The organism is Yersinia rohdei ATCC 43380, assembly GCF_000173775.1.
In the GTDB taxonomy this organism is placed as follows: Bacteria; Pseudomonadota; Gammaproteobacteria; order Enterobacterales; family Enterobacteriaceae; genus Yersinia; species Yersinia rohdei.
On sequence record NZ_ACCD01000035.1, the window covers coordinates 20994 to 39324 of the forward strand.

Genomic DNA, 18331 nt, shown 5'->3' on the forward strand with positions numbered 1-18331 from the left:
CAGAGTCTCAGCGATCGGACACAACCACAGTAATGTGGCTGGTGCGCTTCAGGATGCGATCTGCACGACCTTTTGCACGAGGCATAATGCGCTTCATGCTAGGGCCTTCGTCTACGAAGATCTTCGTGACTTTCAGATCATCGATGTCAGCGCCATCGTTGTGTTCTGCGTTAGCAATGGCAGACTCCAGTACCTTCTTAACCAAACCAGCAGCTTTCTTGTTGGTATAGGCCAGAGTTTCCAGAGCTTGCGACACTTTCTTACCGCGAATCAGGTCCGCTACCAAGCGAACCTTCTGAGCAGAAGAACGAGCGTGGCGATGTTTAGCGATAGTTTCCATCTCTTCCTCCTACCTTAGCGCTTTTTAGCCTTTTTATCGGCCGCATGGCCGCGATAAGTACGGGTCGGCGCGAATTCACCCAGTTTGTGACCGACCATTTCATCGGCTACAAAGACTGGTACGTGCTGACGACCATTATGGACAGCGATGGTCAAACCGATCATATTTGGAAAGACCGTTGAACGACGGGACCAAGTCCGAATTGGCTTCTTGTCTCCGCTTTCCACCGCTTTCTCTACCTTCTTCAGCAAGTGCAGGTCAATGAAGGGACCTTTCTTGAGAGAACGTGGCATGGCTTATCCTCTAATTATTTTTTACTACGGCGACGTACGATGAACTTATCAGTACGCTTGTTGCTACGGGTCTTCTTACCTTTGGTCTGAACGCCCCACGGGGTTACCGGGTGCTTACCAAAGTTACGACCTTCACCACCACCGTGCGGGTGATCTACCGGGTTCATCGCCGTACCGCGAACGGTAGGACGAATACCACGCCAACGACTGGCACCTGCTTTACCCAGGACACGCAGCATGTGTTCAGCGTTACCGACTTCACCTAAGGTGGCGCGGCAATCAGCTAGAACCTTGCGCATTTCGCCGGAGCGCAGACGCAGAGTAACGTAGGAACCGTCACGAGCAACGATCTGAACGTATGCACCAGCAGAACGAGCCAATTGGCCGCCTTTACCTGGTTTCATTTCTACGTTATGAACCGTTGAACCAACTGGGATGTTACGCATAGGCAGGGTGTTACCTGCTTTAATTGCAGCATCAACGCCAGATTGAATCTGGTCACCAGCTTTCAGGCCTTTAGGCGCCAGGATATAACGACGTTCGCCGTCTTTGTACAGAACCAACGCGATATTCGCGGAACGGTTCGGATCGTATTCCAGACGCTCTACCACTGCAGGGATACCATCTTTGTTGCGTTTGAAGTCAACTAGACGATAATGCTGCTTGTGGCCACCACCGATATGACGGGTAGTGATACGGCCATTGTTGTTACGGCCACCGCTTTTGCTTAATTTCTCAAGCAACGGGGCATAAGGCTTACCCTTGTGCAGCTCAGGGTTAACCACTTTAACAACGTGGCGACGACCCGGAGATGTAGGTTTACATTTAACAATTGCCATTGTTTACTCCTCCGACTTACTCTGCGCCGCCGATGAAGTCCAGATTCTGGCCTTCTTTCAGGGTGACGTAAGCTTTTTTCCAGTCGCTACGACGACCAACACGCTGACCGTGACGCTTACTCTTGCCTTTAACCAGCAAGGTGTTAACGTCTTCGACTTCGACTTCAAACAGTTTCTGCACTGCAGCTTTAATTTCTGCTTTGGTCGCATCGAGGGCAACTTTGAGAACGATGGTGTTATTCTTTTCCATCGCAGCGGACGCTTTTTCAGATACATGCGGCGCGCGCAGTACTTTCAGCAGACGTTCTTCACGAATCATGCCAGCATCTCCTCAACTTGCTTCACAGCATCAGCTGTCATAACCACTTTGTCGAAGGCGATCAGGCTTACTGGGTCGATACCGGCTACATCGCGAACATCAACCTTATACAGGTTGCGAGCTGCCAAGAACAAGTTCTCATCCAGTTCACCAGTTACGATCAGCACATCTTCCAGAGCCATATCTTTCAATTTCTGTGCCAGCAACTTAGTTTTAGGTGCTTCAACAGAGAATTTTTCGACAATGATCAGACGATCTTGACGTACCAATTCGGACAGAATGCTTTTCAGCGCGCCGCGGTACATCTTTTTATTTACTTTCTGACTGTGGTCCTGAGGCTTCGCAGCAAAGGTCACACCACCTGAACGCCAGATTGGGCTCTTTACAGAACCTGCTCGCGCACGGCCGGTACCTTTCTGGCGCCACGGTTTTTTACCGGAACCAGTTACTTCAGCGCGGGTCTTCTGAGCACGAGTACCTTGACGGGCACCTGCTGCATAAGCAACAACAACCTGATGTACCAGCGCTTCGTTGAAATCACGACCGAAGGTAGTTTCGGAAACAGTCAGCGCGCCTTGCGCGTCTTTCAATACTAATTCCATTGCTATCCCCTTACGCCTTCACAGCTGGTTTAACGATCAGGTTGCCACCGGTTGCGCCCGGTACAGCACCCTTAACCAACAGCAGGTTGCGCTCAGCGTCAACACGTACTACGTCCAGGCTTTGAACGGTTACACGCTCGTCACCCAGGTGGCCAGCCATTTTCTTGCCTTTGAACACTTTGCCCGGAGTCTGGTTTTGACCGATAGAACCCGGAACACGGTGAGACAAGGAGTTACCATGGGTAGCATCTTGGGTACGGAAGTTCCAGCGCTTAACAGTACCGGCAAAACCTTTACCTTTAGACGTACCTGTAACATCGACTTTTTTAACGTCTGCAAAAATTTCGACGCTAATTTCTTGACCAGCAGTAAACTCTTGACCTTCTGGAAGGCGGAATTCCCACAGACCACGGCCAGCTTCTACGCCAGCTTTAGCGAAATGACCCGCTTCTGGTTTGGTAACGCGGTTAGCTTTTTTAGCACCGGTAGTTACTTGCACAGCACGGTATCCGTCGTTCTCCAGGCTTTTGACCTGAGTTACGCGGTTCGCTTCAATTTCGATAACAGTTACTGGGATTGAAACGCCATCTTCAGTGAAGATACGAGTCATGCCCACTTTTTTACCGACTAAACCAATCATTGTTTCAACCTCTCAATCGCTCAATGACCTGATTAACCCAGGCTGATCTGCACGTCTACACCGGCAGCCAGATCCAGACGCATCAGAGCATCAACGGTTTTCTCGGTTGGCTCAACGATGTCAACCAGACGCTTGTGAGTGCGAATCTCGTACTGATCGCGCGCATCTTTATTGACGTGCGGAGAGATCAGAACGGTAAAGCGCTCTTTGCGAGTTGGCAGCGGGATCGGACCACGAACCTGCGCACCAGTGCGCTTGGCAGTCTCGACGATTTCCGCAGTTGATTGATCGATCAAACGATGATCAAACGCTTTCAGGCGGATACGGATTCTTTGGTTCTGCATGAGACCAGAGCTCCAATTATTTATAAACGTAAATGATTACTCCTCGCACCCATTTCGATTGATGGGGGAGTGTAATCGTTCAACATATAACCCCCATATCGGGAGTATTGTTCAGTTACGGCGCTAGACTGTAACCGACAGATTAGTTTCAATCTGGCCTATCAAGATTAGGTAGGCCCGCGCATTATACGTAAATACCAGCAGGAAGCAAGCTGGTGTTGAAAATCTATGCGAAAACTTACCAGATAATTTTATTAGGGGTAAATATGGTGATTAGCGGGGGATTGATAATGAAAAAGAGTGAGCCTGATTCGGTCTCACTCTCTGGGATAAAGTTGTCATAGCTAAATCATTAAACCACAAAATAATCGATGAAAAATCAGCCGGTTGTCAGCTGGGCCTGGGAGTAGTTTTGTATCCCTAAGCGGTCAATCAGGCTAAGTTCAGTTTCAAGCCAATCAATATGGCCTTCTTCGTCAGCCAGAATTTCTTTCAATAAATCACGACTGACATAGTCATGGATAGAGTCCGCATAGGCAATGCCTTCACGCAAATCCTTTGCCCCTGCTAACTCAAGAGCTAAATCAGATTTCAATATTTCTTCTACATCCTCGCCAATGTTGAGCTTACCCAAATCTTGCAGATTAGGAATGCCCTCAAGGAATAAGATGCGCTCGATATACTTATCCGCATGCTTCATTTCGTCTATGGATTCGTGATACTCCTTATCATTAAGGCGCATCAGCCCCCAGTTTTTAAACATTCGGGCATGGAGAAAATATTGATTGATAGCAACCAGCTCGTTTCCGAGTAGTTTGTTAAGATGTGCAATTATTTTTTTATCGCCTTTCATAGAAATACCCTCCGCTTCCAGTACTAAAAGTGTAGTACTAGATGGCAAAGTGTGGAGAAAACTTCTCCATGCTAACTATTAGGCAACATCATTCATTTCTGGAATATTAGAGCGCTCCTCGATCAAGATTTCTCTAGCCTGTCGAATGCACTTCCCGCAGTCTGTACCTATTGGCACAAGTTGACGTAATTGTTGAATGGTATGTGGATGGTGCTGACGTATAACTTTACGGATCACTTTGTCAGATATCGCATTACACAGGCAAACATACATAAAATGACTCACTTCTTAACCAATACCTCAAGTGTAAATAAGAATGCGAGTTATTTCAATTAAGATTGTTTATTTTAGACAATAAAAAAGGGCGCCGAAGCGCCCTCTTAACTTAATCAATAAAACAATTAAGCGATAACTTTAGCAACAACACCAGCGCCAACAGTACGGCCGCCTTCACGGATTGCGAAACGCAGACCGTCGTCCATTGCGATTGGGTGGATCAAGGTAACGATCATGTTGATGTTGTCACCTGGCATTACCATCTCAACGCCTTCTGGCAGTTCGATGGTACCGGTCACGTCAGTTGTACGGAAGTAGAACTGAGGACGGTAGCCTTTGAAGAACGGAGTATGACGGCCGCCTTCGTCTTTGCTCAGAATATAAACTTCTGATTCAAAGGTAGTGTGTGGTTTGATAGAACCTGGTTTAGCCAGAACCTGACCACGTTCGATATCTTCACGTTTGATACCACGCAGAAGAACACCAACGTTCTCACCAGCACGGCCTTCGTCCAGCAATTTGCGGAACATTTCAACGCCAGTACAAGTAGATTTAACAGTATCTTTGATACCAACGATCTCTACTTCTTCACCAACTTTAACGATACCGCGCTCTACACGACCAGTTACTACAGTACCACGGCCAGAGATAGAGAATACGTCTTCGATTGGCAGCAGGAACGGCTTGTCGATAGCACGTTCTGGTTCTGGGATGTAAGAATCCAGGTAGCCAGCCAGTTCGATGATTTTAGCTTCCCACTCAGCTTCGCCTTCCAGCGCTTTCAGAGCAGAACCGCGTACTACTGGCAGGTCGTCGCCTGGGAAATCGTAAGCAGACAGAAGTTCACGAACTTCCATTTCTACCAATTCCAGCAGCTCTTCATCATCAACCATGTCACATTTGTTCATGAATACGATGATGTAAGGAACGCCAACCTGGCGACCCAACAGGATGTGCTCACGAGTCTGTGGCATAGGGCCATCAGTTGCAGCAACAACCAGGATCGCGCCGTCCATCTGCGCAGCACCGGTGATCATGTTTTTAACGTAGTCGGCATGCCCTGGGCAGTCAACGTGCGCGTAGTGACGTGCTGGAGTATCATATTCAACGTGAGAAGTGTTGATGGTGATACCACGTGCTTTTTCTTCTGGTGCGTTATCGATCTGATCGAAAGCACGAGCGCTACCGCCGTAGGTTTTAGCCAAAACGGTGGTGATTGCTGCAGTCAGGGTAGTTTTACCATGGTCAACGTGGCCGATAGTACCGACGTTTACATGGGGTTTGGTACGTTCAAATTTTTCTTTAGACACGACTATATTCCTTACTCTTGTGCTCTCCCACTTATGAGAGAGCACTGGATCAATGTTTTAAACCCGAAAGCTTATTTGCCACGGGCTTCGATAACGGCTTTAGCGACGTTACTAGGTGCTTCAGCATACTCCAGGAATTCCATGGAGTAAGAAGCACGGCCCTGAGTCTGAGAACGCAGGTCAGTAGCATAACCGAACATTTCAGACAACGGAACCTTGACGCGAACGGTTTTACCGGTAGCAGTATCTTCCATACCTTCGATGATACCACGACGACGGTTAAGGTCGCCCATTACGTCACCCATGTAATCTTCAGGGGTTTCGACTTCAACCTTCATGATTGGCTCAAGCAGAACTGGTTTAGCTCGTTTGAAACCTTCTTTAAAGGCGATAGAACCGGCTAATTTAAACGCCAATTCTGAGGAGTCAACGTCATGGTAAGAACCGTAATGCAGACGAACTTTAACGTCCACAACCGGATAACCTGCCAATGGACCAGCTTTCAGCTGTTCCTGAATACCTTTATCAACGGCTGGGATGAACTCTTTAGGAATAGAACCACCAACGATTTCGTTGACGAATTCATATCCAGCGCCACCCGGTGGTAACGGAGACATGTCGATAACAACATGACCGTACTGACCACGACCGCCTGATTGTTTAGCGTGCTTACCTTCCACGTCCTTAACGGTATCGCGGATAGTTTCACGGTATGCAACCTGAGGTTTACCGACGTTTGCTTCCACGTTAAATTCGCGGCGCATACGGTCAACCAAGATATCCAAGTGCAACTCACCCATACCAGCGATGATAGTCTGACCAGATTCTTCGTCAGTCCAAACGCGGAATGATGGATCTTCTTTTGCCAGACGACCCAGAGCCATACCCATTTTTTCTTGGTCGGCTTTGGTTTTTGGTTCAACGGCAACAGAGATTACTGGCTCTGGGAACTCCATACGTTCCAAGATGATCGGATTAGTTGGATCACACAAGGTGTCGCCCGTCGTCACGTCTTTCAGACCGATCGCTGCTGCGATGTCGCCTGCACGAACTTCTTTGATCTCTTCACGTTTGTTAGCGTGCATCTGTACGATACGACCCAAACGCTCACGCTGTGAACGTACTGAGTTCAGCACGGTGTCACCGGAGTTTACAACACCAGAGTACACACGGAAGAAGGTCAAGTTACCAACAAATGGGTCGGTAGCAATTTTGAATGCCAGTGCAGAGAACGGTTCTTTGTCGTCTGAATGACGAACAGCCGGCGTATCTTTGCCATCGTCCAAAATACCGTTGATTGCTTCAACGTCAGTTGGTGCTGGCAGATAGTCGATAACTGCATCCAGCATTGCCTGTACGCCTTTGTTCTTAAACGCAGAACCACAGGTAACCAAGATGATTTCGTTACGCAGAACACGCTGACGCAGAGCTTTCTTGATTTCTTCCTCGGTCAGCTCTTCGCCGCCCAAGTATTTGTCCATCAGCTCATCTGATGCTTCTGCAGCAGATTCAACCAGATTCTGGTGCCATTCAGCAGCCAGCTCAACCATATCAGCTGGGATCTCTTCATATTCGAAGGTCACGCCCTGATCAGCTTCGTTCCAGTTGATCGCTTTCATTTTCACCAGGTCAATAATACCGGTGAATTTCTCTTCCGCGCCGATTGCCAATTGCAATGGAACTGGATTCGCGCCCAGACGAGATTTAATCTGACCAACAACTTTCAGGAAGTTAGCACCCATGCGGTCCATTTTGTTAACGAACGCAATGCGTGGAACTTTATATTTGTTCGCCTGACGCCATACGGTTTCAGACTGTGGCTGAACACCACCAACTGCACAGTAAACCATTACCGCGCCGTCAAGAACACGCATGGAACGTTCTACTTCGATGGTGAAGTCAACGTGCCCAGGGGTGTCAATGATATTGACGTGATGTGGTTCATACTGTTTAGCCATACCAGACCAGAAGCAGGTAGTAGCCGCAGAAGTAATGGTAATACCACGCTCCTGCTCCTGTTCCATCCAGTCCATGGTGGCTGCGCCGTCATGAACTTCACCGATTTTATGGTTTACACCGGTGTAAAACAGGATACGTTCGGTAGTGGTTGTCTTACCGGCGTCGATGTGAGCGCTGATACCGATATTACGATAGCGCTCAATGGGTGTTTTACGAGCCATTTGATTCCTCTATTCCTAGGGCGTTCATTCGGTTAACCCATGCGGGTTGGCTTTTTGAGCGCCCGCATGGTTAGCAAAACTACCGCAAGGGATTACCAGCGGTAGTGGGCGAACGCCTTGTTGGCTTCGGCCATGCGGTGAACGTCTTCACGTTTCTTAACAGCAGAACCTTTGTTCTCTGCTGCGTCAGACAGTTCATTCGCCAAGCGCAAAGCCATGGATTTATCACCGCGTTTACGAGCAGCATCAACGATCCAACGCATTGCCAAGGCATTACGACGAACCGGACGAACTTCAACTGGTACCTGATAAGTAGAACCACCAACGCGGCGAGACTTAACTTCTACAGTCGGGCGCACGTTATCCAGAGCTACTTCGAAAGCTTCCAGAAAATCTTTACCAGAACGCTGAGCCAGGGTCTCCAGCGCGGTATAGACGATTGCTTCTGCAGTAGATTTTTTACCATCTACCATCAGGATATTTACAAATTTAGCCAACAGCTCTGATCCGAACTTAGGATCTGGTAAAATTTTACGTTGGCCAATTACACGACGACGTGGCATGGAAATACTCCGTTGTTAATTCAGGGTTGTCCAAAACTCTAAGAGTTTATTTTGACATTAATGTGAAAATGTTTGGCCTTACTTAACGGAGAACCATTAAGCCTTTGGCTTCTTCACGCCGTACTTAGAACGTGATTGCTTACGGTCTTTAACACCTGAGCAGTCAAGCGCGCCGCGAACGGTGTGGTAACGCACACCTGGCAAGTCTTTAACACGACCGCCACGGATCAGGATCACGGAGTGTTCCTGTAGGTTATGACCTTCACCGCCAATGTAGGAGGTAACTTCAAAACCGTTAGTTAAACGCACACGGCAAACTTTACGCAGTGCGGAGTTAGGTTTTTTCGGGGTGGTGGTATATACGCGGGTACATACACCACGTTTCTGCGGGCAGGCTTCCAGTGCAGGAACGTTGCTCTTAGCAACCTTCATGCTACGTGGCTTGCGAACCAGCTGGTTAATCGTTGCCATTATTAAAAAAGCTCCTGGTTTTTTGCTTCGTAAACACGTGATAAATCCACCTCGTATGCACTAAGGGCAGAGTACGAGGACGCAGAATTTTATGGCTGACTATCTAAGGTGTCAAGAAATATACAGCATTGACTGCATTACCATGCCAGTTGTTGCTGATGTTTTAGGGTCAAAACCACGAAGTGAGTATAACCGATTAGCATTATTTTGTCTGAAATTTGACCAGACAAGCCGCGTGCAATAACGTCATCTTCCAACACATATAGCGAAGCTGGGTTATTTAACAATAGCTTAAGGCTTTCACTGTTTTTCAAAACAGTCATAACACCATCTTGCAAAAATAAGATCTCATCTTCGGATGTGACTAATCTCAACAACGAAGATAAATCGCAGTGATAAGGAGAATGACTGACGGTATACAGCATTATGGCTACCCAAACCTCATCAAAAAGTCAGCACAACATCATAAGTTGCCAATTGGCGACGTAAATTTACCGGAGATAATACCTCGACATCAAGTACCCAATCCGTCATTTCGCTCAATCCGCGTTGCTGTAATGAGGCTTCACAGATATAACAATTTTCAACATCGTACAGGGGTAAGACACCGAAAGTGGCAATATAGTTTCTGGCGAGAATTTTTTCGGGTTGCTGCTGGGGTAACAATTGCAAGACACCATCGGAAATGAAGAATACACCAATGTGCTCGCTCAGTGCCGATGTCGCCAATAAAGCATCCAACCCTTCTCGCCCGGCGGAATTACCATGAGGGCCACGGGTGAAAACAAAAGCGATACGTTTTATGCCCATTAAAATTGCACCATGCGGTCGCAAGTTAATGCCGCTTCTGCCAGTGACCCCAGGCCACTGAGGGTGAAGCCAGGTTGCAGATTAGCCGCAGCCAGATTGAGTTGCTCAGCTTCCTGCTGGTCAGTCACGCCCCGGCGCAATGCTGCTGCCACACACACATTTAGCATCACACCATGTTCTGCCGCCAACTGTTGCCATGCCCGCACCAAATCGAATTCATCATTCGCCGGTGCCGTCAGTTGGTTAGCATTGAGCACACCTTCACGGTAGAAGAAAACACTCGTTAAATGATGCCCCGCATTGAGGAGAGCTTGGGCAAACTGATAGGCACTACTTGATTGCTGCGTGCCATAAGCAGGCCCGGTGACCATCAGGCAATATTTTGCTGCATTTTCCTCAGACATTAACGCTCATGCCCGATAAGATCTCCGCTTTTAAACTGGCGGATATAAAGATAAACCGTGTGTTTAGAGATATTAAGCCGCTCAGCCACCTGATTAATGGCATCTTTGATATCAAAAATACCTTTTTCATACAGGTTAAACACCACCTGACGGTTCTTGGCGTTATTCGAAACATTGCGGTCAGCATTCACTTCTTCAATAGTGAATTCCAGAGTTTGTGCCACTAAGTCATCAACTGATGAAGCAAAGTTTACCGAAGACGGAACCTCTTGGGTTTCCGGCGGCATAAAGGTCTGAATAATTTGCGAGAAAGGCACGTCCAGATTCATGTTAATGCAGAGTAAGCCAATCACTCGCTGGTCACGATTACGGATAGCGATAGTGACTGATTTCATCAACACGCCGCTTTTGGCGCGGGTGAAATACGCTCTTGAAACATTGCTGTCGGCCCCCGCCATATCATGCAGCATCCGCAGAGCCAAGTCAGTGATGGGTGAACCTATTTGTCTGCCAGTATGCTCGCCATTAGCAATTCTTACCGCCGAACTTTTCAAGTCTTCTAGCGAATGCAGGACAATTTCACAATGGTTGCCAATAAGCATTGCCAGGCCATCAACGATAGCTTCATATGATTTTAGTATTTCATGGTCCGTTTGACTGAACGGACGTTCATCCAGTAAATCCAGTTCACTGGGTTCGCTACTGAGAAGCGAATTAGACATCGAAGGCACCATCCTGTACGTAAAGCCTGACTCAATATCGTTGACAGACTCATAACTCAATATCTTAGATTCTAAGTCTAGCAAATATGCCGAGATAAAATCCTTGCGTTTGCGCGTGATATTGACGTTAAGCCCACAAGCTATAAATCGTCAAGTTATCAACGCGCAGAAGTGCGAATTGATAGATAAAGTGCAAAAAAAACCGCCACGACAAAAATCGTGGCGGCTATAAGAATAACCGGGTGTTCAGCTTGGTAGCAAATAGGCTAAATTACTTTTTAGCTTTTGCGTCCGTAGCTGCAGCAGGTTGTTCTTCAGTGGCATCAGCTTTAGGTGCAGCTTTAACATCCAGCAATTCTACATCGAATACCAAGGTAGAATTTGCCGGGATACCTGGGACGCCAGTTTTGCCGTAAGCCAGTTCTGGTGGGATAACCAGAGTAATCTTACCGCCTTTCTTAATTTGTTTCAGACCTTCAGTCCAACCTGGGATAACGCCGTCCAGACGGAAGGACAATGGCTCACCACGTTTGTATGAATCATCAAATACGGTGCCATCGGTCAGTGTCCCTTTGTAGTTAACTACTACGGTATCACTGTCTTTCAGTGCATCACCGGCACCGGCTTTCTCTACTTTGTACAGCAGGCCAGATTCAGTTTTCTTCACATCTTTTTCTTTAGCGAAGGTTTCGCGATACTTAGCGCCTTTATCAGCGTTTTCTTTAGAATCCTGCTCCATTTTCGCCTGAGCAGAAGCTTTTACGCGAGCTTCAAAACCTTGCAAGGTTTTTTCAATTTCTTCGTCAGTCAGTTTGCTTTTGCTGGCAAAAGCATCCTGAACCCCGGCGATCAACTGGTCTTTGTCCAGTTTAATGCCAAGTTTTTCTTGCTCTTTCAGGGAGTTATCCATATAGCGCCCTAATGATGCACCTAATGCGTATGCAGATTGCTGGTCATCATTCTTAAATGCGCTATTTGTTTTTGTTGCTGTATCTGCCGCTTTCGCAGTTTCAGCAGCAAAAGCCACAGAGGTATTCAGGGTCAGCGCCATGGTGGTAGCCAGTAGCGTTACTTTAAACAGTGATTTCATCCATTTCTCCATTGGCTTAAGGACACTTACCCCAAGCAACGATTATAAGAGTAACTTGTACTATAACTGTCTGTGCGAACACAAAACAATCTCTATGCTTATCCTATTAAGTGATATTAAGACTTTTTTTACTACAAGAAGTTTCGTTTTATCGATATCTTAACCCTTGCAGAGTAATCATAGGGTTTTGCAGGTAGAATCTGCCCTTCCTTGCTATTTTCCATCTGACATCAGGTGGAAAGTGACCAAAGGGTCTGATTTTCAGTCATGAGAGGTAATTAAGATGGAACAATCCCTGTTTGAACAACGGCTGGAAATGCTGGAAAGCCGTCTGGCATTTCAGGAAGTGACGATTGATGAACTCAATGTGATCGTGACGGAGCATCAGATGGAAATCAGCAAATTGCGGGAGCATTTGCGTTTATTGACCGATAAACTGCGGGCATCCCAGACCTCAATGCTGGTTGCTGAATCGGATGAAACGCCACCACCACACTATTAGTGTTAACCGCTATGTCGTGTTAACTATGATGTCGTGTTAACCATGATGTCGTGTTAGCAGACAATAGCGCTGGCAGTAAAATCCAGTGGTGTTGATAGCAAAAAAGCCAGCCGCAAGGCTGGCTTTTGACTGATAAAGCCCGGTTAACTGGCCTAATCAGATATTAGTGACAGCCGCAGCCGCCGCTTTTACCACAACCGCCTTTACCATGTTCATGACTTTCGTCATGCTCATCATGGCCATGACCGCCGCAGCAACCTTCACCGTGTTCGTGGTGATGATCATGCTCGCCATGTACGTGGCCATGTTGCAGCTCTTCTTCTGTTGCTTCACGGATAGCAACCACTTCTACGTGGAAGTTCAAATCCTGACCCGCCAGCATATGGTTACCATCAACCACAACGTGCTCGTCTTCAACAGCCGTGATTTCTACCGGTACTGGCCCTTGATCGGTATCAGCCAGGAAACGCATGCCAACTTCCAGCTCGTCAACACCCATAAAGACGTCTTTCGGTACGCGCTGCACCAGATTTTCATCATAGCTGCCGTAACCTTCGTCCGCGTTGACACGCACATCAAAGCTGTCACCGGCTTCGTGGCCTTCGAGCGCTTTTTCCAAACCAGCGATCAGGGAACCGTGTCCGTGCAGGTAGTCCAACGGCGCGCTCACCGGAGACTCATCAACTAAAACACCGTCTTCTGTACGTACCTGGTAAGCCAGGCTGACCACCAAGTCTTTTGCTACTTTCATGATATCTCCTACCCTTGGAACAAAAATTGGCACAGATTGTAGCGGAAATTTGCACCGCTGTACTCTTCAGCATAAAAAATCGCGGAGGATAACGCTACTCCGGATGGAAAATACCGATCACTTGTTCATGTTCACGGACATGCTGACTCACTTGTTCATCCGTTTGGCGCTGATGGTGACCGCACTTAACACACTCCACCACTTCGACCTGGTCTTCACGCCATAAAGCCAGCGTATCCAATGCCTTACATTTCGGACAAACGGCTCCAGCAATAAATCTTTTGCGTGTTTTTGTCTGATTAAAAGTCATTATATTCTTTTCTCCCGCCTTATTCGTATTCATCCCACCCATCTAATTGCCGACTTTCATGCAGCATTTCTCGTTGGAAAATATCTTCCAGCTCACGGCGGGCTTCTTTAATTCTGGATATTTGCGCAACATCCCCCTGATGCTGCGGCACCAATTCACGCAGCATCCGCATATCGAGACGGCGGAAATGTTGTTGTGCCCGGTAGGCCTGATGAGGATGCATCCCCAATTCCAACAATGTTTTTCGCCCCAGTTCCAGCGCACTGGAGAAGGTCTCGCGAGTAAAATCTTTAACCCCATGTTGCAGCAATTCATGTGCTTCCACACGCCCTCTGGCGCGGGCCAGAATGTGCAAATTGGGGAAATGCTGCTGACACAAATGCACCAGCGTCATGGTGTCTTCCGGCTCATTACAGGTAATCACAATCGCCTTGGCTTTTTCCGCCCCTGCCGCACGCAACAGCTCCAGCTCGGTGGCATCCCCGTAATACACTTTATAACCGTATTTGCGCATCACACTGACGGCACTGACATCGCGCTCCAACACCGTAATGCGCATTTTATTGGCCATCAGTAAACGGCCAATCACCTGACCAAAGCGCCCAAAACCAACAATAATCACCTGCGGATCATTGTCTTCCACAAATGGCTTCTCATCACTTTCTTCTTGCGCGTTGTAACGGCGCACCAGAATCCGGTCGATAAGTTGCATTAATAGCGGCGTCGTCATCATAGAGAGAGTGACCACCACCAACAGCAATGCCAGTTGTTCGGCATTTAACACATGCTGAGTAAATGCCGCCGAGAATAAGACGAAAGCAAACTCACCACCTTGGCTCAGCACCCCGGCAAATTGCAGCCGCACTGAACGGCGTAAGCCAAATGTCCGCGCCAGCCCATACAACACCGTGCCTTTGATAAACACCAGCGCCAGCACACCCAGCAAGACATCCAGTAGATGGGTGAAAAGCACGCCAAGGTTCAGCGCCATGCCGACCGAAATAAAGAACAATCCGAGCAGCAGCCCCTTAAAAGGTTCAATAGCAATTTCTAATTCGTGTTGGAATTCACTTTCAGCCAGTAAGATGCCCGCGATAAATGTCCCTAATGCCATCGATAGGCCCAGATAATCCATAAACAGCGCAGAACCCAAAACTACCAGCAATGCCGCCGCCGTGAAAACCTCTCGCACCCCAGAGGCCACAATGTAGCGAAACAAGGGGCGCAATAAATAACGGCCGCCAATCAGCATGCCAGTAAAAGCGGCAACTTTGATGCCAATCTTGACCCAGTCATTCGCCGCCCCACCGCCGCCTGCCAGAATGGGTATCAAGGCTAAGGCCGGAATAACTGCCATATCCTGGAACAGTAAAACCGAGAATCCCAGTTGCCCGCCTTCGTTGCGGTTCATGCCTTTTTCCCGCATCAGCTGTAGCGCCATCGCGGTAGAAGACATGGCTAAACCGACCCCACCAATCAGTGCCGCTTGCCAGGCAAATTGGGTGAAATAAAGTAGCGCCCCCAAGATGCCGGCGGTGATGACCACCTGCCCGGCACCGACACCAAATATTGAGCGCCGCAATTGCCACAGTTTTGCTGGGTTCAACTCCAGGCCGATGATGAACATCAAAAACACCACACCCAGCTCGGAGAAGTGCAGAATTTCATCAACATCACGAATAAAACCTAGCCCCCACGGGCCGATAGCAATACCCGCAATCAGATAGCCCAATACCGCACCTATCCCTAGCCGCTGGGCAATGGGCACCGCCACCACGGCGGCGAATAAAAATAATAAAATTGCGGTGAGTAGCGCCGAGCCTTCCATATATCAGTTCCCTCCCGTCGGTAGCGGTGCCTGCAACCACTGCGCATAAGCTTGCGCATGACTGGCTAAGACTTCCGGCTTCTGACGACGTGCCCAATAAATAATCATCGGATTCATCCAATGCATGTGACACATTGCCGCCGTCAATTCAAAAGGCCGCAGAATATCTTCCATCGGGTAGCGGTTATATCCCCCAGCCCGATAAGCACCTTCCGGCTCGCCGGTTGTAATGACTGACCGCCAGTATTTGCCGGTCAGGGCATGGCCGCCGACACCATTGGCAAAACCACGGGCTAGCACCCGATCCAGCCATTCTTTGAGCAAGGCAGGGCAACTGTAGGTATATAAAGGATGTTGAAATACAATAACTTGATGCTCGCGTAGCAATTGCTGCTCATGATGAACATCAATAAAGAAATCCGGATAATGTGCATAAAGATCGTGCACAGTGACATGTTCTAATTGCTGCACCGGTTGCAGTAAAACCCGGTTTGCCACCGAGTCATGTGATTCCGGATGGGCATACAACAGCAAAACCTTCGGTAGCTGCGACATCATTCCCCTCCAAAGCGTCGTCAGGGTGCGGTTTTTCCGTTACCATGCTTCGCAAAGACCAAAAAAGACTAAGATTTGTACCCAAAGTCATTGGCGTTGTCAGTCGGCAACCTCAAGAACCAAGGGGATATAATTTAACATATACCCAAAATAATTCGAGTTGCAGGAAGGCGGCAAGCGAGAAAATCCCGATGAGCTTACTAGAGTAAGTGATTCGGGTGAGCGAGCGCAGCCAACACACATGCAGCTTGAAGTATGACGGGTAAACTCTAAATATACGGCACTCTATGATTGTTTTTTCCTCACTACAAATTCGACGTGGTACTCGTGTCTTGCTGGATAATGCAACAGCGACAATTAATCCTGGCCAAAAAGTCGGGCTGGTCGGCAAAAACGGCTGCGGCAAATCCACTCTACTGGCATTGCTCAAAGGCGAATTGAGCGCCGATGGCGGCAATGCCACTTTTCCCAGTAATTGGGCGCTGGCTTGGGTTAACCAAGAAACCCCGGCACTGGATGTTCCGGCGATAGAGTATGTTATCGACGGTGACCGCGAATATCGCCAGTTAGAAGCCGAACTTCAGCTGGCTAATGAAAAAAATGACGGCCACGCCATTGCCACCGTACATGGCAAGTTAGACGCCATCCAGGCCTGGACAATTCAATCACGCGCCGCCAGCTTGCTGCACGGGTTGGGATTTTCTCAAGACCAATTACAGCAACCCGTGCGTTCATTTTCCGGCGGCTGGCGGATGCGTCTTAATTTGGCACAGGCCCTGGTTTGCCGCTCAGATTTATTGTTACTGGATGAGCCGACGAACCACTTGGATTTAGATGCCGTGATCTGGCTGGAGAAATGGCTGAAAAGCTACTCCGGTACTTTGGTGTTGATTTCCCATGACCGCGATTTCCTTGATCCTATTATTGATAAGATTCTGCATATTGAACAGCAGACGCTGAATGAATACACCGGCAACTATTCATCCTTCGAACGCCAGCGAGCCACGAAGCTGTCCCAGCAACAGTCGATGTATCAGCATCAGCAAGAGAAAGTCGCGCATTTACAAAGCTATATTGACCGCTTTCGCGCCCAGGCGACCAAAGCCAAGCAAGCCCAAAGCCGAATTAAAATGTTGGAGCGGATGGAGCTTATCGCGCCAGCCCATGTGGATAACCCATTCCACTTCAGTTTCCGGACACCCGAGAGCCTACCAGACCCGCTGCTGCGGATGGATAAAGTCAGCGCCGGCTATGGCGATCGCACCATTTTAGAATCGATAAAACTCAATCTGGTGCCGGGTTCGCGCATTGGTTTACTGGGCCGCAATGGTGCGGGTAAATCAACCCTGATTAAGCTGTTAGCAGGTACGCTGGAACCACAAAGTGGTGAAATTGGCCTGTCCAAAGGGATTAAACTGGGTTACTTCGCCCAGCATCAGCTTGAATTTCTGCGGGCTGACGAATCTCCGCTACAGCATATGAGCCGACTGGCCCCTAAGGAGCCGGAACAACAGCTGCGCGATTATTTGGGCGGTTATGGTTTCCAGGGCGATCAAGTTACTGACCCCACCGCCCGTTTCTCTGGCGGCGAAAAAGCACGACTGGTATTGGCACTGATTATCTGGCAGCGCCCTAACCTGTTGCTGCTTGATGAACCGACCAACCACCTTGACCTTGATATGCGCCAAGCCCTGACCGAAGCATTAATAGATTTCGAAGGCGCATTAGTGGTGGTTTCCCATGATCGTCATTTACTGCGATCCACTACCGATGACCTTTATCTGGTACACGATGGCAAAGTGGAACAATTTGACGGCGATCTTGAGGATTATCAGCAGTTTTTGGTGGATTTTCAGCGCCAGCAAAGCCAGCAAGACAACCCATCAAAAGAGTTATCTGGCAACAGCGCCCAGCAACGCAAAGATCAAAAGCGCCGTGATGCAGAGTTTCGCAACCAAACTCAGCCATTGCGCAAGCAGATTATGACGCTGGAAAAACAGATGGATAAACTCAGCGCAGAGCTCACTGCAGTTGAAGAAAAATTAGCTGATTCTGCCTTATACGATATTGCTCGCAAGGCAGATTTAACCCAATATCTGCAGCAGCAAATGCAAGTGAAATCCAAGCTGGAAGAAACTGAAATGCATTGGTTGGAGGCACAAGAACAATTGGAGAATATCACTAAGGCATTTGAAGCAGAATAATCCGCCGTGCAACACTCCGGCGGCCTGAAAGATGGCAATCCAATATACCCAATAGATTTCAAGTTGCAGGAAGGCGGCAAATGAGGGAATCCCGATGAGCTGACCTACGTCAGTAATTCGGGTGA

Annotated in this window: 24 protein-coding genes; 2 read left to right on the forward strand and 22 right to left on the reverse strand. The window is 48.2% G+C overall.

Going from position 1 to position 18331, the window contains the following annotated elements:
- Nucleotides 1–7: 7 nt before the first annotated feature.
- The 18 genes from rplV to fkpA all read right to left on the reverse strand — a co-directional run bounded on the left by rplV (nt 8) and on the right by fkpA (nt 12056).
- Nucleotides 8–340, reverse strand: a complete 333-nt coding sequence (gene rplV, locus YROHD0001_RS0118685; RefSeq protein ID WP_004391423.1) for a 50S ribosomal protein L22 — start codon at nt 338–340, stop codon at nt 8–10.
- A 14-nt stretch (nt 341–354) separates the two neighbouring features.
- The gene (gene rpsS / locus YROHD0001_RS0118690; protein ID WP_032818077.1) at nt 355–633 is read right to left on the reverse strand and encodes a 30S ribosomal protein S19; all 279 of its coding nucleotides are present in this window, start codon (nt 631–633) and stop codon (nt 355–357) included.
- A gap of 14 nt (nt 634–647) precedes the next feature.
- A complete protein-coding gene (gene rplB, locus YROHD0001_RS02105; RefSeq protein ID WP_004709246.1) occupies nt 648–1472 on the reverse strand; it encodes a 50S ribosomal protein L2 in 825 nt (274 codons plus the stop codon).
- Between the two features lie 16 nt (nt 1473–1488).
- Entirely contained in the window at nt 1489–1791 is a 303-nt protein-coding gene (gene rplW / locus YROHD0001_RS0118695; RefSeq protein WP_032818080.1) for a 50S ribosomal protein L23, read from the reverse strand.
- The gene (gene rplD / locus YROHD0001_RS02100) at nt 1788–2393 is read right to left on the reverse strand and encodes a 50S ribosomal protein L4 (RefSeq protein ID WP_004716380.1); all 606 of its coding nucleotides are present in this window, start codon (nt 2391–2393) and stop codon (nt 1788–1790) included. The genes rplW and rplD overlap by 4 nt, the downstream gene beginning before the upstream one ends.
- A 10-nt stretch (nt 2394–2403) precedes the next feature.
- Entirely contained in the window at nt 2404–3033 is a 630-nt protein-coding gene (gene rplC, locus YROHD0001_RS02095) for a 50S ribosomal protein L3 (protein WP_004709250.1), read from the reverse strand.
- Nucleotides 3034–3065: 32 nt separating this feature from the next.
- Nucleotides 3066–3377 (reverse strand): 30S ribosomal protein S10, encoded by a 312-nt coding sequence (rpsJ, locus tag YROHD0001_RS02090; protein WP_001181005.1) that lies wholly within the window; start codon nt 3375–3377, stop codon nt 3066–3068.
- Between the two features lie 379 nt (nt 3378–3756).
- A complete protein-coding gene (gene bfr / locus YROHD0001_RS02085) occupies nt 3757–4230 on the reverse strand; it encodes a bacterioferritin (RefSeq protein WP_004716382.1) in 474 nt (157 codons plus the stop codon).
- A 78-nt stretch (nt 4231–4308) separates the two neighbouring features.
- Nucleotides 4309–4503 carry a bacterioferritin-associated ferredoxin gene (gene bfd, locus YROHD0001_RS0118700; RefSeq protein WP_032818082.1) on the reverse strand — a complete coding sequence of 65 codons (195 nt, stop codon included), beginning with the start codon at nt 4501–4503 and terminating at the stop codon, nt 4309–4311.
- A 128-nt stretch (nt 4504–4631) separates the two neighbouring features.
- Nucleotides 4632–5816: an elongation factor Tu gene (gene tuf / locus YROHD0001_RS02080; protein WP_002212326.1), complete on the reverse strand. Its 1185-nt coding sequence runs from the start codon at nt 5814–5816 to the stop codon at nt 4632–4634.
- Nucleotides 5817–5887: 71 nt separating this feature from the next.
- Complete coding sequence (gene fusA, locus YROHD0001_RS02075; RefSeq protein WP_004716383.1) at nt 5888–7996, reverse strand: elongation factor G; 2109 nt, start codon at nt 7994–7996, stop codon at nt 5888–5890.
- 92 nt (nt 7997–8088) lie between these two features.
- A complete protein-coding gene (gene rpsG / locus YROHD0001_RS02070; RefSeq protein WP_002212324.1) occupies nt 8089–8559 on the reverse strand; it encodes a 30S ribosomal protein S7 in 471 nt (156 codons plus the stop codon).
- A 96-nt stretch (nt 8560–8655) separates the two neighbouring features.
- Nucleotides 8656–9030 (reverse strand): 30S ribosomal protein S12, encoded by a 375-nt coding sequence (rpsL, locus tag YROHD0001_RS02065; RefSeq protein ID WP_002212323.1) that lies wholly within the window; start codon nt 9028–9030, stop codon nt 8656–8658.
- A 137-nt stretch (nt 9031–9167) separates the two neighbouring features.
- Nucleotides 9168–9455, reverse strand: coding sequence for a sulfurtransferase complex subunit TusB (gene tusB, locus YROHD0001_RS02060; RefSeq protein WP_004716384.1), 288 nt, complete (start codon nt 9453–9455; stop codon nt 9168–9170).
- 19 nt (nt 9456–9474) lie between these two features.
- On the reverse strand, nt 9475–9840 hold the full coding sequence (gene tusC, locus YROHD0001_RS0118705) for a sulfurtransferase complex subunit TusC (RefSeq protein WP_072086894.1): 366 nt from the start codon (nt 9838–9840) through the stop codon (nt 9475–9477).
- Nucleotides 9840–10244: a sulfurtransferase complex subunit TusD gene (tusD, locus tag YROHD0001_RS0118710; protein WP_032818083.1), complete on the reverse strand. Its 405-nt coding sequence runs from the start codon at nt 10242–10244 to the stop codon at nt 9840–9842. Before tusD ends, tusC begins: the two co-directional genes overlap by 1 nt.
- Nucleotides 10244–10966: a helix-turn-helix transcriptional regulator gene (locus tag YROHD0001_RS02055; protein ID WP_032818085.1), complete on the reverse strand. Its 723-nt coding sequence runs from the start codon at nt 10964–10966 to the stop codon at nt 10244–10246. The genes tusD and YROHD0001_RS02055 overlap by 1 nt, the downstream gene beginning before the upstream one ends.
- 271 nt (nt 10967–11237) lie before the next feature.
- Nucleotides 11238–12056, reverse strand: coding sequence for an FKBP-type peptidyl-prolyl cis-trans isomerase (fkpA, locus tag YROHD0001_RS02050; protein ID WP_032818086.1), 819 nt, complete (start codon nt 12054–12056; stop codon nt 11238–11240).
- A gap of 283 nt (nt 12057–12339) precedes the next feature.
- Between fkpA and YROHD0001_RS02045 the strand changes: the two genes are divergently transcribed.
- Nucleotides 12340–12558 (forward strand): protein SlyX, encoded by a 219-nt coding sequence (locus YROHD0001_RS02045; RefSeq protein WP_004716387.1) that lies wholly within the window; start codon nt 12340–12342, stop codon nt 12556–12558.
- A gap of 163 nt (nt 12559–12721) precedes the next feature.
- On the opposite strand, the gene slyD is transcribed toward YROHD0001_RS02045, so the two are convergent.
- The 4 genes from slyD to kefG form a co-directional block, all read right to left on the reverse strand.
- Complete coding sequence (gene slyD, locus YROHD0001_RS02040; protein WP_004716388.1) at nt 12722–13309, reverse strand: peptidylprolyl isomerase; 588 nt, start codon at nt 13307–13309, stop codon at nt 12722–12724.
- 94 nt (nt 13310–13403) lie between these two features.
- Nucleotides 13404–13619, reverse strand: coding sequence for a YheV family putative zinc ribbon protein (locus tag YROHD0001_RS0118715; protein ID WP_032818087.1), 216 nt, complete (start codon nt 13617–13619; stop codon nt 13404–13406).
- A 19-nt stretch (nt 13620–13638) separates the two neighbouring features.
- The gene (gene kefB / locus YROHD0001_RS02035) at nt 13639–15447 is read right to left on the reverse strand and encodes a glutathione-regulated potassium-efflux system protein KefB (RefSeq protein ID WP_004716390.1); all 1809 of its coding nucleotides are present in this window, start codon (nt 15445–15447) and stop codon (nt 13639–13641) included.
- 3 nt (nt 15448–15450) lie between these two features.
- Nucleotides 15451–16002 (reverse strand): glutathione-regulated potassium-efflux system ancillary protein KefG, encoded by a 552-nt coding sequence (gene kefG, locus YROHD0001_RS02030; RefSeq protein WP_032818088.1) that lies wholly within the window; start codon nt 16000–16002, stop codon nt 15451–15453.
- A 287-nt stretch (nt 16003–16289) separates the two neighbouring features.
- Between kefG and YROHD0001_RS02025 the strand changes: the two genes are divergently transcribed.
- Nucleotides 16290–18206: an ABC transporter ATP-binding protein gene (locus YROHD0001_RS02025; protein ID WP_004716392.1), complete on the forward strand. Its 1917-nt coding sequence runs from the start codon at nt 16290–16292 to the stop codon at nt 18204–18206.
- The last annotated feature ends 125 nt before the right edge of the window (nt 18207–18331 follow it).

Coding starts and splice junctions, on each gene's coding strand:
- slyD (WP_004716388.1), bottom strand. CDS start 13,309: ATGAAAGTAGCAAAAGACTTGGTGGTCAGCCTGGCTTACCAGGTACGT.
- kefB (WP_004716390.1), bottom strand. CDS start 15,447: ATGGAAGGCTCGGCGCTACTCACCGCAATTTTATTATTTTTATTCGCC.
- YROHD0001_RS0118715 (WP_032818087.1), bottom strand. CDS start 13,619: ATGACTTTTAATCAGACAAAAACACGCAAAAGATTTATTGCTGGAGCC.
- rplD (WP_004716380.1), bottom strand. CDS start 2,393: ATGGAATTAGTATTGAAAGACGCGCAAGGCGCGCTGACTGTTTCCGAA.
- tusD (WP_032818083.1), bottom strand. CDS start 10,244: ATGTCTGAGGAAAATGCAGCAAAATATTGCCTGATGGTCACCGGGCCT.
- YROHD0001_RS02025 (WP_004716392.1), top strand. CDS start 16,290: ATGATTGTTTTTTCCTCACTACAAATTCGACGTGGTACTCGTGTCTTG.
- YROHD0001_RS02055 (WP_032818085.1), bottom strand. CDS start 10,966: ATGTCTAATTCGCTTCTCAGTAGCGAACCCAGTGAACTGGATTTACTG.
- rplW (WP_032818080.1), bottom strand. CDS start 1,791: ATGATTCGTGAAGAACGTCTGCTGAAAGTACTGCGCGCGCCGCATGTA.
- rplC (WP_004709250.1), bottom strand. CDS start 3,033: ATGATTGGTTTAGTCGGTAAAAAAGTGGGCATGACTCGTATCTTCACT.
- rpsL (WP_002212323.1), bottom strand. CDS start 9,030: ATGGCAACGATTAACCAGCTGGTTCGCAAGCCACGTAGCATGAAGGTT.
- tusC (WP_072086894.1), bottom strand. CDS start 9,840: ATGGGCATAAAACGTATCGCTTTTGTTTTCACCCGTGGCCCTCATGGT.
- rplB (WP_004709246.1), bottom strand. CDS start 1,472: ATGGCAATTGTTAAATGTAAACCTACATCTCCGGGTCGTCGCCACGTT.
- rplV (WP_004391423.1), bottom strand. CDS start 340: ATGGAAACTATCGCTAAACATCGCCACGCTCGTTCTTCTGCTCAGAAG.
- bfr (WP_004716382.1), bottom strand. CDS start 4,230: ATGAAAGGCGATAAAAAAATAATTGCACATCTTAACAAACTACTCGGA.
- rpsS (WP_032818077.1), bottom strand. CDS start 633: ATGCCACGTTCTCTCAAGAAAGGTCCCTTCATTGACCTGCACTTGCTG.
- kefG (WP_032818088.1), bottom strand. CDS start 16,002: ATGTCGCAGCTACCGAAGGTTTTGCTGTTGTATGCCCATCCGGAATCA.
- rpsG (WP_002212324.1), bottom strand. CDS start 8,559: ATGCCACGTCGTCGTGTAATTGGCCAACGTAAAATTTTACCAGATCCT.
- YROHD0001_RS02045 (WP_004716387.1), top strand. CDS start 12,340: ATGGAACAATCCCTGTTTGAACAACGGCTGGAAATGCTGGAAAGCCGT.
- rpsJ (WP_001181005.1), bottom strand. CDS start 3,377: ATGCAGAACCAAAGAATCCGTATCCGCCTGAAAGCGTTTGATCATCGT.
- fkpA (WP_032818086.1), bottom strand. CDS start 12,056: ATGAAATCACTGTTTAAAGTAACGCTACTGGCTACCACCATGGCGCTG.
- fusA (WP_004716383.1), bottom strand. CDS start 7,996: ATGGCTCGTAAAACACCCATTGAGCGCTATCGTAATATCGGTATCAGC.
- bfd (WP_032818082.1), bottom strand. CDS start 4,503: ATGTATGTTTGCCTGTGTAATGCGATATCTGACAAAGTGATCCGTAAA.
- tusB (WP_004716384.1), bottom strand. CDS start 9,455: ATGCTGTATACCGTCAGTCATTCTCCTTATCACTGCGATTTATCTTCG.